The following is a 15,213-nucleotide window of genomic DNA, read 5'->3' on the forward strand; positions in this document are numbered from 1 at the left end:
GCCTCCTGTTACCCCTTTGTATGCAAAAAGTACTTCTGCAATAAGGGTAATATGAAAGTGATTAATTTATTGTGATATTTTTCACAATAGAAAGCGTTATCCTTTCACCAAGCTGTGACAACAAAATGAACGCTTTGGGATTGACAACGCTTGCATACGGGATGACAATGGTACAAGAAGATGAGAAACTGTAAATATAAGGAGGGATGAAATATGTCAACGAAAACGAGCCAAAGCCCTGATATTATCACGTTTGGTGAGAGTATGGGGCTTTTGACCGCGAAGGATACTCGTGGATTGGAATACGCAGCTTCATTAGATAAATCATTTGGTGGGGCAGAGAGCAATCTGGCGATTGGTGTCGCACGTCTTGGCCATACAAGCGGCTGGTTTGGACGACTTGGTAGAGATGCATTGGGTAGTATGATCTTGAAGGCGATTCGGGGTGAAGGTGTAGATGTATCTAGAGTGACCCTAAGTGATACGGAACCTACTGGTCTTATGATTCGTGAGAACGCTTCCGGGAAAGCATCGGTTCATTATTATAGGAAACTATCTGCTGCCAGCGCGATGACACCTCAGCATCTTGATCAGGACTATATCGCAGGTGCACAAATTTTGCATATCACTGGCATTACAGCAGCGATCAGTCCAACAGGTCTTGCTACCGTTGAAGCTGCTATACATATCGCCAAGCAGGCTGGTGTGAAAGTAAGTTTTGACCCGAATCTGCGCTTAAAGCTCTGGTCGATTGAAGAAGCACGTCCTGTTATCCTTCGGCTGGCTGAACAGGCGGATTATTTCTTGCCTGGTCTGGATGAGATGAAACTGTTATACAACGAAGAAGATGATCAAAAGGTGCTTGATCGTTTATCCGCTCTGGACGCAGTCTGCATTGTGAAAGGCGGTCCTGATTTGACCTATGTATTAGTGAATGGTACCCTAACGGAAGTTCCGTACTTCAAAGCGGATCATGTGCTGGATACGGTCGGAGCGGGTGATGGTTTCTGTGCAGGATTTTTGTCAGGCATTATCAAAGGTTATTCCCCTCAAGAAGCTACTCGACTAGGAAACCTGACAGGTTCTATGGTGATACAGGCTGTGGGGGACTGGGAAGCACTCCCGACGTGGGAGCAGGTAGAGGCTAAGCTGAACAACGTAGCTCATGTTGAGCGCTAGTCGCTGCTGATATCATGAATGTCTCATCTTCGTTCTAAATGTAAGGATTGCAATGACGATCACATTGACAAGGGAGAGAATGAAATGAAGAAGCTTCAGCTACTGCAAAAAATAACGGACAACGGTGTCGTTGCCGTCCTGCGTGCGGATTCTGCCGATCAAGTTATTGCTATGGCGGAACAAGCCATTACTGGTGGGATCAAAGTCATAGAGATCACCATGACAGTTCCCAGTGCCCTCAAAGCGATTGAGAAATTAAGTCGTGTCTATCATTGGAATACACAAGATCCTGAGAAGTTTGCCATTATTGGTGCGGGCACCGTTCTAGAACCCCAAACAGCGCGTGCAGCTATTATGTCAGGTGCTGAATTCGTCGTTGGGCCATCTCTGAATCCAGATACCGTTCAGATCTGCAACTTGTATCGTATCCCTATTTTGCCAGGTGTGATGACGATTGCAGATGTTCAACGTGCTTTGGAACTTGGCGTGGACATTGTGAAATTATTCCCAGGTAATCTGTATGATCCTTCAATTATTAAAACAATGAAAGGTCCAATGCCGCAGGCGAATTTTATGCCAACAGGTGGGGTTTCTTTGTCTAATTTGGGTGATTGGATCAAGGGTGGCGCGGTAGCGGTAGGAATTGGTTCCGACTTGACGACCGAAGCAGTAAAAACGGGGGACTTGAGTCATGTCCGTCGCAAAGCGGAACAATATATGGACGCTTATCGTAAGGCCAAAGCCGAATAGGATGAATATGCGGAGAATGGGAGCCGGGACGTATGAGGCTCTCATTCTTGCGAGCCGCGGCACCTGCGGAAGCGAAGAAAGGTGAATGAAGTTGAGAAATAGGAATCGGTACAACACAGGGCGCAAGAAAAGGGGCATATGGAAATTCCTGCTCGTTCTTCTGGCGCTCATTGTCATTGGTTTAGGATATGTTGGTTATAAAGTGTTAACCCCTTATGGACCACAGGAAATAGCTCAAACGGCTATGGAAACTGCGGATCAGGTCACGGTAAGTGAACAAGAGAACTGGATTGATTTTGCTCCTGAAAAGCCTGAAGGTGTGAGTGTTATCTTTTATCCGGGTGGATTGGTTAAACCGGAAAGTTATGCACCGTTCGCCCATAAGTTAGCGGAAGCAGGCCATCATACCATTATCGCCAAAATGCCTGTCAATTTGGCGGTGCTTAAGCAAGATCTAGCTGATGAGATTCGAAATGCATATCCTGACGAAACATTCGTCATGGGTGGACATTCTCTAGGTGGTTCAATGGCTGCTCGTTATGCAGCTGCCCATCCTGATGCGCTTCAAGGCATATTCTTCTTAGCATCATATCCAGATGAAAAAGGTAGTGTGAAATCATTAGATATTCCAGCGTTATCCATTCTGGGAACGAATGATGAAGTTGTAAATTCGACGAAATATCAAAGTGGGCGTGCTTACTTACCTGAAGATACCGTGTATTATACCATCGAAGGAGGAAATCACTCCCAATTCGGTGATTATGGTCACCAGAGCGGTGATGGAGAACCTGGAATCAGTGAAGAAGAGCAGTTAACACAGACGGTAAAAACCGTTTTGGATTGGCTGAAAGGCATTCAATAAATCGATGTTGCTAAGGGAGGAAATCATATGACCTTCAAGCTTCACGTTCACGATGTAGCGTACCCCTGTGAGGGTATTCTCTTTGACAAAGATGGAACTTTACTAGAGTTCCTGCATCTATGGGGGCCTTGGGCAGAGACCATGCTACGGCAAATGGAAGAGGCACTTACCGAACGGGGGGCTACGTTTACAGTTGATCGTGGTGACGTGTTAGGCACGAAGCATGACGGTGCAGGCAAGATCATCGGATACGATCCACAGGGACCATTCGTGATTGCTACAGTAGATGAAAGCAATGGATTATTGGCTGGACAGTTGTATGCGGCGGGCATCCCGTGGAACGAATCAATCACGATGATTCGCAAGTTCTCAAGTGTAGCTATGCGAGAGGTGCGTCAAAATAAGCTTGCAGAGCCTATGACAGGTCTCATACCATTTTTGCAGCAATGCAGAGATGCATCCATTCCGATGGCGGTTGTAACCTCCGACAGCACCGCAGCAGCAGAAACACATCTGGATTGGATGGGGATTCGATCCTATTTTACATCCATCGTCGGCTCTGATCGGGTTACATTAGGCAAACCAGATCAAGAATCGGTTATGCTGGCTTGTAATGAATTACATATTCGTCCTGATCGAGCGATTGTTATTGGTGACAGTAACGGGGATATGCAGATGGGACGTAGTGCAGGGGCATCCTGCGTTATTGGGTTCTGTCCACAAGATCAAGCTGCTGACCATTTACATGATGCCGATGTCATAATCCGAGCTTATGAGGAGCTAGGCTTGTTTCCTAACGAAATTTGAAGGTTCAGCGGTTCATTTCAATAGAAGGAGGAGAGAGAGGATGAACGCAACAGAACAATTGGTCTCTTGGATTCAGGAAAGTAAGAAAATTGTCTTTTTCGGCGGGGCAGGGACTTCAACCGAAAGCGGAATTCCCGACTTTCGTTCTGCCGCAGGCCTTTATCAAACGGAGCAGCATTCACCTTATCCACCGGAGGAACTGCTGAGCCGTCATTTTTTTGATCAGCACGCGGATATCTTCTATGATTTTTATCGGGGGAAGATGCTCCATCCACAAGCCGAGCCGAATGGCTGCCATCGATTGCTTGCACGCTTGGAGAATGAAGGGCGCCTACAAGCTGTTATCACGCAAAATATCGACGGTTTACACCAGAAGGCTGGTAGCAAGAACGTGCTTGAATTGCATGGATCTGTTCATCGTAATGCGTGTATGGATTGTAAACGATTCTATTCACTGGATGATATCATTCGTTCTCAAGATATCGTTCCTCGCTGTATCTCCTGCGGCGGGGTAGTCAAGCCAGAGGTAGTGCTGTACGAAGAGGAGTTGGACCAGAATACGTTGTATCTCTCCGTGGATGCGATCTCTACAGCGGACTTGTTACTGGTAGGCGGGACATCACTTACCGTACAGCCTGCAGCCCAACTTATTACGTACTTTCAAGGCAAGCATACCGTACTGCTTAACGCTACACCTACCGCGTATGATCGTCAGGCTGATTTACTGATTACAGAGCCCATCGGTGAGGTAATGAATACTGTGGACCAGCTTCTGGGTTAGAAGGCAAATTAAATAACCGCACGCTCCGGTATGGCGCCGGATGAATAGAAGCGGAATCTGGGGAAAGAAGGGATTCAATATGGTCTACGTGGCCAGCGATACACGCTACGAGGTAATGAAATATAATCGAGTTGGACGTTCCGGCTTGAAACTTCCGGCTATTTCACTTGGACTTTGGCATAATTTCGGTGGTATCAATAATGCGGAGAATGGACGTAACATGATTACACGTTCGTTTGATCTTGGCATTACACACTTTGACCTCGCCAACAATTATGGACCTCCGGCTGGATCAGCAGAGCAATTGTTTGGACAGGTGCTGGCACAGGATCTGAAGCCCTATCGAGACGAGCTTATCATCTCCACCAAGGCTGGGTATTATATGTGGCCTGGACCTTATGGCGAATGGGGCTCCCGCAAAAATCTCGTATCTAGTCTGAATCAGAGTCTGAAACGGATGGGACTCGATTATGTGGATATTTTCTATTCCCATCGCTATGATCCTGAAACACCACTGGAAGAAACGATGATGGCTCTTGACCATATCGTGCGTTCGGGTAAAGCCCTCTATGTAGGGATATCGAATTACCCTGCAGAACAGACCAAGCAAGCTGCAGAAATTCTGAAGGGACTAGGGACACCGCTTTTGATTCATCAACCTAAATATTCGATGTTGGATCGTTGGATTGAAGACGGGTTACAGGATGTCCTGGAGGAATATGGTGCGGGTAGCATTGCTTTTTGTCCGCTTGCTCAAGGGTTGCTCACGAACAAGTACTTGAATGGTATTCCTGAGGATTCTCGTGCCAAAGGGCCGTCTGTATTTCTGAATGAAAATAACATCTCACCAGAGACGCTGCGCAAAGTCCGCGCGCTCAATCAGATTGCGGCTGCGCGTGGTCAAAGTCTGGCACAGTTCGCACTCGCCTGGGTACTACGGAGTGGCAAAGTGACATCTGCATTGATCGGTGCAAGCCGTCCTGCTCAGATTGAGGAGAATGTAGCAGCGCTAAGCCAACTGGATTTCTCTACCGAGGAATTGGATCGAATTGAATCCATCCTTCGTCCTGAACATGGAGATAAGTAATAAGCTCGCTCTTTCCATGCATTCCTAATAGCGGTTGTTCCAAAAAGTAAGCTTTTGAACCTTTTACTTGATAGGATCATGGCGACCGAAGCTCTGATTGAAATAAATGAAGTGAAAAAGGTGCATCTTAGCCATATCGGCGTGGATGCACCTTTTTTTAGATCATAGAATTTATAAGTTTTCAGCGGAGCTGAACAATTCAATTATCGCAAGAAAACCCACAACTAAACTCGGTCTTTCTTCTGTGAAAGTACGACGTTAGGCATTTTCTTATGTTTTCTTGGCTACGTTACTTCTCGAGAGTATGTTCTCCCTGTATAGACTAGGGGCTTCACCGTGAAATCGTTTGAACTGTTTGGAGAAGTATAGCGCATCCGCAATCCCTACAGAGTCAGAGATCTGTTCAATCGATAGGTCTGGTCGTTCGCGGAGTAACTGCCGCGATTTATCAATGCGTAGCTTGAGCAGATACGTTACCGGAGTTAGGCCGGTTTCTTGTTTGAATATACGCGATAGATAGGCGCGATTATAACCTAGACTGGCTGACATCTGTTCAATGGAGACAGGATAGGCATATTGTGTCGACATGTATTGGATCATCTGTTTAACGGTTCTGCGAATTGAAGATTCACCTGGAATTAAAGTTTGATCCTCAGCAAGGTGATTTTGCGCTTCAGCGAGAATCATATACAGTGTGCCCAGAGAGGTAAAATGAGAGCTTTCTTTGCGCTGGGCAAAAGCCTCCTGCATGACAGACAGCCAGTCGGCAATACCGCATGCTGTCCCAGCATGAAACACGGATTTCTCCGGGCGAAATCCGGCAGCTTCCGTATGCTGACTTGCTTGGCTTCCCGTATAGGCGATCCAACGATATTGCCAAGGATTCCGGGCATGAGATTGGTAGCTAACTAATTGACCAGGATGAATAAGGAAGCAGTCTCCGGCGGCTAACTCGTATGAATGCAGTTCTGTACGGAATGTACCAGAACCCTTCTCTACATAATGTAATAGGTAATAATCGTACAATTTCGGCCCAAGGGCGTGTCCAGATAATGTCTGACTTGCTCCTGCAAACAGGACATGTAGTGCGCCTCTTTCATAATATACGGGATTGGAGGCCACCGAATAACTAAGAGCACCACTTTTGCCCGACGTCTCTTGAAGCTTCGTGTTTGGTGGGTTTGGGGTCTGCTCCGATCGGGACTCAGTCATGAGTACAAGCCTTCTTTCTATCTACATTAAGAATGTGTTATTTGCTCCATTATACGTGTTAAGGTCACATTTATCCATATGAAACACACATGGTTTCATTTCAAGAGGTATCGCTTTCTTATATAATAACATTAAGAAAACCTACAACATTGAGATGAGGTGCAGCAGCGGTGAACATAAATGAATTGAAACAAAAGTTTATCGATAAGTACGGAGAAAGTGGAGCGGACATCCGTGTATTTCATGCCCCTGGTCGTGTGAATCTGATCGGTGAGCATATCGATTACAACGGTGGATATGTACTTCCGGCAGCACTTGAATTTGGTACAACATTGGTTATTCGAGAGCGAGAGGACAACAAGCTGCAACTGTCCTCCACGAACATGTCCTACGAAGGAACGTTGACCACTTCTTCTGTTGGAGAAGAGAAAACAGGTGAATGGACGGACTATCCTGTTGGTGTCATGGTTGAGCTTGCAGGCAAGGGTGTGAAGGTAACGAAAGGGTATGACTTCCTATACCACGGCGAAATTCCAAATGGCGCAGGACTTTCATCGTCAGCTTCCTTGGAAGTTCTCACCGGATACGCGATCCAATCATTAGAAGGTGTGTCCGATATCGATACGGTGCAACTAGCACTGCTGTCGCAGAAGGCGGAAAATGAATTTGTTGGCGTCAACTGCGGAATTATGGATCAATTTGCCGTTGCCAACGGTGCAGAGGATCATGCGATTCTGTTGATGTGTGATACCCTTGAATACGAGAAGGTGCCATTCCGTACAGGTTCCTATAAACTGATTATTGGTAACACGAACAAACGTCGTGGTTTGGTGGATTCGGCTTATAATGAACGTCGTTCCCAATGCGAGCAGGCACTTGCCATTTTGAAGGAACAGCTGCCTGCACTGAATTACCTGGCGCAATTAACGCCAGAGCAGTTCGTAACACTTCAAGATCAGATTATAGATGAGAAAGTGAGACAGCGTGCACAGCACGTCGTCGAAGAAAATGCACGTGTACTGGCATCGGTAGAAGCATTGCGCGAGAACGACCTCGTTACCTTTGGCAAACTGATGAATGCTTCTCATGAATCGCTTCGTTCTTTGTATGAAGTAAGCTGTGAAGAACTGGATGTTATGGTGGAAGAAGCTCAGCGGATTCCAGGTACACTTGGTGCTCGAATGACAGGTGCAGGATTCGGCGGTTGTACAGTATCTCTGGTACATGAAGATGATGTAGAGCGTTTTGTTAGTGAAGTTGGGGCAGCGTATGAAGCACGTACGAGCCTCAAAGGTGAGTTTTATGTGTGCGGAGTAGGCGACGGCGTTAAAGAATTGAAGGAGGCGAAGTAAAATGGCAATTTTGGTGACAGGTGGAGCAGGATATATTGGTTCGCATACGGTAGCGGCTTTGTTAGAACGTGGTGAAGAGGTTGTAGTTCTGGATAACTTGCAAACAGGGCATCGCGAAGCATTACTCGGCGGTAAATTGTATGAAGGGGATCTTCGTGACAAAGCGATTCTGAAGAAGCTGTTCGCAGAGAACTCGATTGACGCAGTTATTCACTTTGCAGCGAACTCCTTGGTAGGCGAGAGCATGACAGCTCCGGTTAAATACTATGACAACAATGTCTTCGGTACATTGTGCTTGCTAGAAGCAATGAATGAAGCGAATGTGCGTAAGATTGTGTTCTCCTCTACAGCAGCAACCTACGGTGAGCCTGAGAAGGTGCCGATCGAAGAGAGCGACCGTACAGAACCAACCAACGTATACGGCGAAACTAAGCTCATGATGGAGCGCATGATGTCTTGGTTCGATAAAGTACAGGATATCAAATATGTATCCCTGCGTTACTTCAATGCAGCCGGTGCTCATGACAGCGGCAAAATCGGTGAAGATCACCAACCGGAAAGTCACTTGATCCCACTCGTGTTGCAGACAGCACTGAAACAACGTTCACATATCGCTGTGTTTGGTGACGATTATGACACTGAGGACGGAACATGTATCCGTGACTACATTCACGTAAGTGATCTGGCAGATGCGCATTTGCGGGCTGTAGATTACCTTCGCAAAGGCGAGAGCAGTAACGTGTTTAACCTTGGTAACGGTACAGGATTCTCAGTTAAACAAGTCATCGAAACAGCTAAGAAAGTAACTGGATTGGATATTCCGGTTGTACAAGAGCCACGTCGTGCAGGTGACCCAGCAGTTCTGGTTGCTTCGTCTGCTAAAGCAAGATCCGTGCTGGGCTGGAGCCCAACACGTACCAACCTGGAAGATGTCATTCAGAGCGCTTGGGGCTGGCACCAATCTCACCCTAATGGCTACGGGAAAAACTAGGAGGCGAATACCCATATGTCACAGACTCATAATGCAGCAGGTGCCACAGAGCGGACACCCGAGCAGCAGGAAGCACTGCATGCCATTGAACGTCTGGTTGCATTTGCTCTGCACAATAAGCTGATTGAAGAAGCAGATTGGGATTATAGCCGTAATCTCTTGCTGGAACAGTTCGGATTCTCGGAACCTTATGCTGGAGTATTAGATAATACTGTACCCGATGGTCCACAGGCGATGTTGGATACATTGATTGATTATGGATTCACCATTGGTCTTATCCCTGAAAATACAGATACGTACCGTGATTTGCTGGATGCCAAAATTATGGGTCATCTTATGGCTCGTCCATCCGAAGTCGTTCGTGCTTTCCGTCACACGGAGCAGACCGAAGGCATCGAGGCGGCAACCAAGCAATTTTATGAGCTATCGATTCACTCTAACTATATACGGATGGATCGGATCGCGAAGAACGTTTACTGGACACAGGATACGGCTTACGGCGATATGGAGATTACCATCAATCTTTCGAAACCGGAGAAAAGTCCGAAAGAAATCGCAATGGCAAAATTGCTTCCACCACCGGTCTATCCGAAATGTCAGTTGTGTCGTGAAAATGTGGGTTATGCGGGTCGGGTGAATCATCCCGCTCGTCAAAACCTGCGTGTAATTCCGTTGGAGCTGAACGGTGAGCCTTGGTTGTTCCAATACTCGCCATATGTGTACTACAACGAGCACTGCATTATTTTCCATCATGATCATGTACCAATGAAACTAACCAAAGACACGCTGCGCAGACTGCTTGCTTTTGTTGGGGAGTACCGACATTACTTTATCGGCTCTAACGCCGATCTGCCGATCGTAGGTGGCTCAATTCTGACACATGATCACTTCCAAGGTGGACGTCATACGTTTGCGATCCAGAATGCACAGCCTGAGGCGGTATTCCGCCATGCGGATGCACCTGGACTTACGCTGAGTCTTGTGAAATGGCCGATGTCTGTAATGCGATTGGCTTCCCACGATCCAGCAGAGCTGCTTGAGGCAGGTAATGCTGTATATGAAGCTTGGAAGGTCTACAGTGATTCTACAGTGGATATTGAAGCGTTCAGCGATGTGGACGGAGAACAGGTACCACATAACACGGTAACCCCAATCGTTCGTCGTAGTGCAGACGGTGGTTATGAGATGGATCTTGTTCTACGTAACAACCGGACGAATGATGTGCATCCTGAAGGTATTTTCCACCCGCATCGTGAGATGCATCACCTGAAGAAGGAGAACATCGGACTCATTGAAGTCATGGGTCTTGCGATTCTGCCAGGGCGTCTGAAAGAAGAGTTGGACGGCATTGCTAATATTTTGGCAGGAGACAACGAGCTGGCTGATGCGGCACAGGCTGTGGATCATGATTTGAACAAGCATCTGCGCTGGACTGAAGAATTGAAGCAGAGCCACGGCGCTAATTTAACCAAAGAGGAAGCCGTTACGCTTGTGCAGCAACAAGTCGGTTTGAAATTTGCTGAGATTCTAGAACATGCAGGTGTGTACAAACATGATGAAGCTGGACGTCAGGCGTTCCGTCGTTTTGTAACTAGCATGGGTTATACCGAATAACTTAGACATTTCTTTCTTAGGGAAATAAATATCTATGAAACCAAAAGCACCCGCTCAATTAGGAGCGAGTGCTTTTGGTGTTTGCCGATCGTTTGGAATGGGATTCTCACCCATGTATAATGGGAAGAAGTGTGTAGGATCACAATGAATATGAAGAAACGGGGATGAATAATTGGAAAAGCAGGCATTGAATATTCCGTTGATTACAGATGCAAAGGAATTGCAAAGCATGGTGGGGGAACCGCATGAACATGTACGTAATAAGGCGATTTCCTATGTAGATTCGCATGTTCAGAATTTTGTATCCATGTCACCCTTGTTTTTCTTATCTACGTCCGATCAAGATGGGAACAGCGATGTATCTCCCCGGGGTGATGAAGCAGGATTTGTGAAAGTGTTAGATCCATACCGTTTGGTTTATCCCGAACGGCCAGGTAATCGCCGTATTGACTCATTAATTAACATATTATCTAACCCAGGAGTGGGCATGCTTTTCTTGATTCCAGGTATGAACGAAGTGCTGCGCATCAATGGGACAGCCTCCATTACCAAAGATGCAGAATTTATCGAGAGTATGAATTGGAATGGTAAAACGATTGGTGCGGCTGTTATTGTCGATGTGGAAGAATGCTTTATCCATTGTCCACGTGCATTTAAACAGGCAGGATTATGGGATTCCGAAACCTGGACACAATCTGAGGATTTGCCTTCCTCCACTGAAATGTTCCGAGCACATTTGCAGATTAACGGATTGTTATAAAGTTAGCATCTATAGATTTGTTTTTCTAGATATGGGGTACTATAATGGGAGTTGCGTTACAAATATAAATCTCCAATGGAGGCGATATAGATCATGAGATCTTTTCAATTTTATAATCCAACCCGCTTGATTTTCGGTAAAGGACAACTAGAAGCGTTGAAGACGGAAGTTCCGAAATACGGCAAACGGGTTTTGCTTGTATATGGTGGCGGTAGCATCAAACGTAGTGGCTTGTATGATCAAGTCATCGGCTTGCTGGGCGAAATTGGCGCAGAAGTAACTGAACTGGCAGGCGTAGAGCCTAACCCACGTCTTTCAACAGTTCACAAAGGGGTAGACCTCTGCAAAACGAATAACATTGACCTCGTACTGGCTGTTGGTGGCGGTAGTGTACTCGACTGTGCCAAAGCAATTGCTGTTGGTGCGAAGTATGACGGTGATATGTGGGACTTTGCACAGCGCAAAGCTGTAGCACAAGATGCTCTCCCGCTTGGTACAGTGTTGACGATGGCAGCTACAGGTTCCGAGATGAACTCCGGTTCCGTTATTACGAATCAAGATACACAGGAAAAATTGGGATGGGGTAGTGCATATTCATTCCCAGCATTCTCAATCCTTGATCCAGTCAATACATACACGGTGCCTCGTGATCAAACGGTCTATGGTATGGTTGATATGATGTCGCATGTGCTTGAGCACTATTTCCATCTAGATGCCAATACACCTGTGCAACTCGGATTCTGTGAGACCATTCTTCGTACAGTAATGGATGCAGCACCTCGCCTCGTGGATGATCTGGAAAATTACGAGCTGCGTGAAACGATCCTGTACTGCGGAACGATGGCATTGAACGGCGTTCTTAACATGGGTCTTGCAGGTGACTGGGCAACACATAACATTGAGCACGCGGTCTCCGCTGTGTATGATATTCCGCATGGTGGCGGACTCGCAATCCTGTTCCCACACTGGATGAAGCATAATCTAGATGTGAAGGTTGATCGTTTCAAACGCCTGGCTATTAATGTGTTCGATGTGAACCCTGAAGGTAAATCGGACAGACAGGTAGCTGAAGAAGGCATTGAGGCACTGAGCCAGTTCTGGACGTCCATTGGAGCACCTAACCGTTTGGCTGATTATGATATCGATGACAGTCAGATCGATGTAATGGCCGATAAAGCAATGTTATTTGGTCCATTTGGTAACTTCAAAAAGCTGCAACGTGAAGATGTTGTATCCATCTACAAAGCTTCTCTGTAATTAAATAGAGATTAGTCGCATAGCTATGACTTAGTGAAACCGCCAGATTCCTCCTAGGAAACTGGCGGTTTTTCATGTTTTTTAATATGTGATGCGGGACGCTTAAGCTTGACTGAGCATTGTAAAGCATGAGGTGAAGAACATGATGATAATACCCATTATCGGCTTCTGAATACATTTGAGGAAACATTTTGAAACATTTTGCCGATTTGTACGTATTTATTTACATGTGGAATGCCCAGTTAGAATTGAGATTGCGGCAGAGGAGAGGAGGAACGGGGAATGGAGTCAATCTATTGGGGCTGTCTTATCGGCGGAGCCATATTTGCGGTCGTGAGTCTTGTGCTAGGTGACTTAATTGATGGCTTGCTGGACGGAGCCTTTGAGTTACCTGGTGTTGATTTTTTCAAACCCGTTGTGTTGGCTGGTTCCATTACAGCTTTTGGCGGGGCAGGCATTATGCTGACACGTTATAGCTCGTTAAGTGCGATGACGGGTCTAATATTATCCCTGCTAATAGGTATTGCTGCAGCTATACTGGTATTTTTTGCATATATCAAACCGATGCGCAATAGCGATGTCTCCATTGCATTCTCAATGAAGGATCTATCAGGCAAAATTGGGGAGATTACGATTCCGGTGCCAGAAAAGGGTTTTGGTGAAGTAATGATCCGTTTCGCCTCTGGCAGTACAATTCAAACGGCATCCAGTTTTGAACATCGTCCCATTGCTGCGGGAGCGCGTGTTGTTATTATTGATGTAGTAGACGGTGTGTTACGAGTGTCGGAATGGGAAGATGACGTACTTAAAGATGTGTAAGTAAGAACAGTAGTAAGATGAAGCATTCATCAATGATTAAAGGGAGAGATGTGGAATGGATTTGAATTGGGATGTATTGTTGATTCCGGTTGTTGTGGTAGGTGTAATTTTGATTCTGGGTTTGGCGTTCTGGGCGAGATACAAAACGGTTGGACCGGATGAAGCGATGATCGTTACGGGGTCATTCCTGGGTAGCAAAAATATTTCCGATGATGACTCTGGCCGAAAAATTAAAATTGTTCGTGGTGGCGGCGCATTTATTCTGCCGGTATTCCAGCAATCCGAGTTTATCTCATTGTTGTCTCACAAGCTGGATGTCTCCACACCTGAGGTTTACACCGAGCAGGGTGTACCGGTTATTGCAGACGGTGTCGCGATTATCAAGGTCGGGGGCGCTGTAGAGGATGTTGCTACAGCAGCTGAGCAATTTATCGGTAAACCTGTAGAAGCGCTGAGAAGCGAAGCACAGGAGGTGCTGGAGGGGCATTTGCGGGCTATCCTCGGTACAATGACGGTGGAAGAAGTATACCGGAACCGGGATCGGTTTGCACAAGAGGTTCAGGGAGTAGCGGCTAGAGATCTGAAGAAAATGGGGCTGCAAATTGTCTCATTTACCATTAAGGATGTTCGTGACAAACAGGGCTATCTGGATGCTCTCGGTAAACCGAGAATTGCCGCGGTGAAGCGTGATGCTGAGATTGCTGAAGCGGAAGCGATGCGTGATGCGCGTATTCAGAAGGCTAACGCAGAAGAACAGGGTCAAAAAGCCGAGTTGCTGCGTGATACGAATATCGCCGAGGCAGCTAAAGAAAAGGAACTAAAAGTAGCGACGTTTAAGCGGGATCAGGATACAGCGAAAGCAGAAGCCGATCAGGCGTACCATATCCATGAAGCTCGCGCGAGACAGACCGTGGTGGAAGAAGAAATGAAGGTTGAGCTCGTTCGTAAAGAACGCGAGATTGATCTACAGGAGAAAGAAATCGTCGTACGTGAGAAGCAATACGATGCGGAAGTGAAGAAGAAGGCAGAAGCAGACCGTTATGCGGTGGAACAGGCTGCCGAAGCGGATAAAGCCAAGAGAATGCGTGAAGCCGATGCTGTACAGTACTCCATCGAAACGCATGCCAAGGCAACAGCTGAACAGAAGAGACTTGAAGGCCAGGCTATGGCAGATGCAGAGCGTGCTAAAGGTACAGCGGATGCTGAAGTTATCCGTCTGCGTGGTCTAGCCGAAGCAGAAGCAAAAGAGAAGCTTGCTGAGGCTTTCCAAAAGTTTGGCGAAGCAGCCGTGCTCGATATCATTGTCAAAATGCTGCCTGAACTGGCTGGCAAAATTGCAGAACCAATCTCATCCATTGATAAATTGACGGTGGTAGATACTGGTAAAGGTGAAGGGGCAACGCGTGTTAGCAACTATGTAACTGAACTGATGGCAACAGCGCCAGAGATGCTCAAAAGTGTGTCCGGGATTGATGTCGAACAGTTAATTAAAGGCCTTACCAAAACCAAAACAGCTGCACCAGTTGCTGTGCAACAGAGCGATTCTGGAACGACTCCGTCCATCGTAGATAGAATTGTGGAAAAAACGAGAGATGACGAGTAAGTATTACAAGCATTGTAAGTGGTAAGCTCTATTGACCTTAAGGCGAATTTTTGTTACTTTTTAAGCAAGACGTCCGGCGCGGTTTGCCCGCTCCGGATGTCTTTTCGTTCGTAACAGGGTGTGACTTCATCACGCCCAA

Annotated in this window: 14 protein-coding genes; 13 read left to right on the top strand and 1 reads right to left on the bottom strand. The window is 46.5% G+C overall.

All coding sequences use genetic code 11. From position 1 onward, the window contains the following. Positions 1 to 213: 213 nt before the first annotated feature. The 6 genes from ASD24_RS23845 (at position 214) to mgrA (ending at position 5,466) form a co-directional block, all read left to right on the top strand. The gene (locus tag ASD24_RS23845; RefSeq protein WP_056701288.1) at positions 214 to 1,179 is read left to right on the top strand and encodes a sugar kinase; all 966 of its coding nucleotides are present in this window, start codon (positions 214 to 216) and stop codon (positions 1,177 to 1,179) included. Between the two features lie 84 nt (positions 1,180 to 1,263). After that, a complete protein-coding gene (locus ASD24_RS23850) occupies positions 1,264 to 1,929 on the top strand; it encodes a bifunctional 2-keto-4-hydroxyglutarate aldolase/2-keto-3-deoxy-6-phosphogluconate aldolase (RefSeq protein ID WP_056701289.1) in 666 nt (221 codons plus the stop codon). Between the two features lie 85 nt (positions 1,930 to 2,014). After that, positions 2,015 to 2,791: an alpha/beta fold hydrolase gene (locus ASD24_RS23855; protein WP_056701291.1), complete on the top strand. Its 777-nt coding sequence runs from the start codon at positions 2,015 to 2,017 to the stop codon at positions 2,789 to 2,791. 27 nt (positions 2,792 to 2,818) lie between these two features. Continuing rightward, complete coding sequence (locus ASD24_RS23860) at positions 2,819 to 3,598, top strand: HAD family hydrolase (protein ID WP_056701293.1); 780 nt, start codon at positions 2,819 to 2,821, stop codon at positions 3,596 to 3,598. Between the two features lie 40 nt (positions 3,599 to 3,638). Next, on the top strand, positions 3,639 to 4,379 hold the full coding sequence (locus ASD24_RS23865; RefSeq protein ID WP_056701295.1) for an NAD-dependent protein deacylase: 741 nt from the start codon (positions 3,639 to 3,641) through the stop codon (positions 4,377 to 4,379). 79 nt (positions 4,380 to 4,458) lie between these two features. Then, positions 4,459 to 5,466 carry an L-glyceraldehyde 3-phosphate reductase gene (gene mgrA / locus ASD24_RS23870; protein WP_056701297.1) on the top strand — a complete coding sequence of 336 codons (1,008 nt, stop codon included), beginning with the start codon at positions 4,459 to 4,461 and terminating at the stop codon, positions 5,464 to 5,466. A 270-nt stretch (positions 5,467 to 5,736) separates the two neighbouring features. Here mgrA and ASD24_RS23875 read toward each other — a convergent pair whose 3' ends face one another. Continuing rightward, positions 5,737 to 6,678 (bottom strand): AraC family transcriptional regulator, encoded by a 942-nt coding sequence (locus ASD24_RS23875; protein ID WP_082560530.1) that lies wholly within the window; start codon positions 6,676 to 6,678, stop codon positions 5,737 to 5,739. Between the two features lie 170 nt (positions 6,679 to 6,848). On the opposite strand from ASD24_RS23875, the gene ASD24_RS23880 reads away from it, so the two are divergent. From ASD24_RS23880 to ASD24_RS23910, 7 genes are all read left to right on the top strand, one after another. Further along, on the top strand, positions 6,849 to 8,030 hold the full coding sequence (locus tag ASD24_RS23880; protein WP_056701298.1) for a galactokinase: 1,182 nt from the start codon (positions 6,849 to 6,851) through the stop codon (positions 8,028 to 8,030). A gap of 1 nt (position 8,031) precedes the next feature. Beyond that, the gene (gene galE, locus ASD24_RS23885) at positions 8,032 to 9,021 is read left to right on the top strand and encodes a UDP-glucose 4-epimerase GalE (RefSeq protein ID WP_056701300.1); all 990 of its coding nucleotides are present in this window, start codon (positions 8,032 to 8,034) and stop codon (positions 9,019 to 9,021) included. Between the two features lie 15 nt (positions 9,022 to 9,036). Beyond that, a complete protein-coding gene (locus ASD24_RS23890; RefSeq protein WP_056701302.1) occupies positions 9,037 to 10,635 on the top strand; it encodes a UDP-glucose--hexose-1-phosphate uridylyltransferase in 1,599 nt (532 codons plus the stop codon). 172 nt (positions 10,636 to 10,807) lie between these two features. Continuing rightward, positions 10,808 to 11,395 (top strand): MSMEG_1061 family FMN-dependent PPOX-type flavoprotein, encoded by a 588-nt coding sequence (locus tag ASD24_RS23895; RefSeq protein ID WP_235540796.1) that lies wholly within the window; start codon positions 10,808 to 10,810, stop codon positions 11,393 to 11,395. A gap of 93 nt (positions 11,396 to 11,488) precedes the next feature. Beyond that, a complete protein-coding gene (locus ASD24_RS23900) occupies positions 11,489 to 12,652 on the top strand; it encodes an iron-containing alcohol dehydrogenase (protein ID WP_056701305.1) in 1,164 nt (387 codons plus the stop codon). Between the two features lie 282 nt (positions 12,653 to 12,934). After that, the gene (locus ASD24_RS23905) at positions 12,935 to 13,471 is read left to right on the top strand and encodes a protease (protein ID WP_056701308.1); all 537 of its coding nucleotides are present in this window, start codon (positions 12,935 to 12,937) and stop codon (positions 13,469 to 13,471) included. 55 nt (positions 13,472 to 13,526) lie between these two features. Next, complete coding sequence (locus ASD24_RS23910; RefSeq protein ID WP_056701310.1) at positions 13,527 to 15,074, top strand: flotillin family protein; 1,548 nt, start codon at positions 13,527 to 13,529, stop codon at positions 15,072 to 15,074. Positions 15,075 to 15,213 lie beyond the last annotated feature (139 nt).

Origin of the sequence: Paenibacillus sp. Root52 (genome assembly GCF_001426865.1) — a bacterium.
Classification (GTDB): Bacteria; Bacillota; Bacilli; order Paenibacillales; family Paenibacillaceae; genus Paenibacillus.

Coding starts and splice junctions, on each gene's coding strand:
- ASD24_RS23845 (WP_056701288.1), top strand. CDS start 214: ATGTCAACGAAAACGAGCCAAAGCCCTGATATTATCACGTTTGGTGAG.
- ASD24_RS23850 (WP_056701289.1), top strand. CDS start 1,264: ATGAAGAAGCTTCAGCTACTGCAAAAAATAACGGACAACGGTGTCGTT.
- ASD24_RS23855 (WP_056701291.1), top strand. CDS start 2,015: ATGAAGTTGAGAAATAGGAATCGGTACAACACAGGGCGCAAGAAAAGG.
- ASD24_RS23860 (WP_056701293.1), top strand. CDS start 2,819: ATGACCTTCAAGCTTCACGTTCACGATGTAGCGTACCCCTGTGAGGGT.
- ASD24_RS23865 (WP_056701295.1), top strand. CDS start 3,639: ATGAACGCAACAGAACAATTGGTCTCTTGGATTCAGGAAAGTAAGAAA.
- mgrA (WP_056701297.1), top strand. CDS start 4,459: ATGGTCTACGTGGCCAGCGATACACGCTACGAGGTAATGAAATATAAT.
- ASD24_RS23875 (WP_082560530.1), bottom strand. CDS start 6,678: ATGACTGAGTCCCGATCGGAGCAGACCCCAAACCCACCAAACACGAAG.
- galE (WP_056701300.1), top strand. CDS start 8,032: ATGGCAATTTTGGTGACAGGTGGAGCAGGATATATTGGTTCGCATACG.
- ASD24_RS23890 (WP_056701302.1), top strand. CDS start 9,037: ATGTCACAGACTCATAATGCAGCAGGTGCCACAGAGCGGACACCCGAG.
- ASD24_RS23900 (WP_056701305.1), top strand. CDS start 11,489: ATGAGATCTTTTCAATTTTATAATCCAACCCGCTTGATTTTCGGTAAA.
- ASD24_RS23905 (WP_056701308.1), top strand. CDS start 12,935: ATGGAGTCAATCTATTGGGGCTGTCTTATCGGCGGAGCCATATTTGCG.
- ASD24_RS23910 (WP_056701310.1), top strand. CDS start 13,527: ATGGATTTGAATTGGGATGTATTGTTGATTCCGGTTGTTGTGGTAGGT.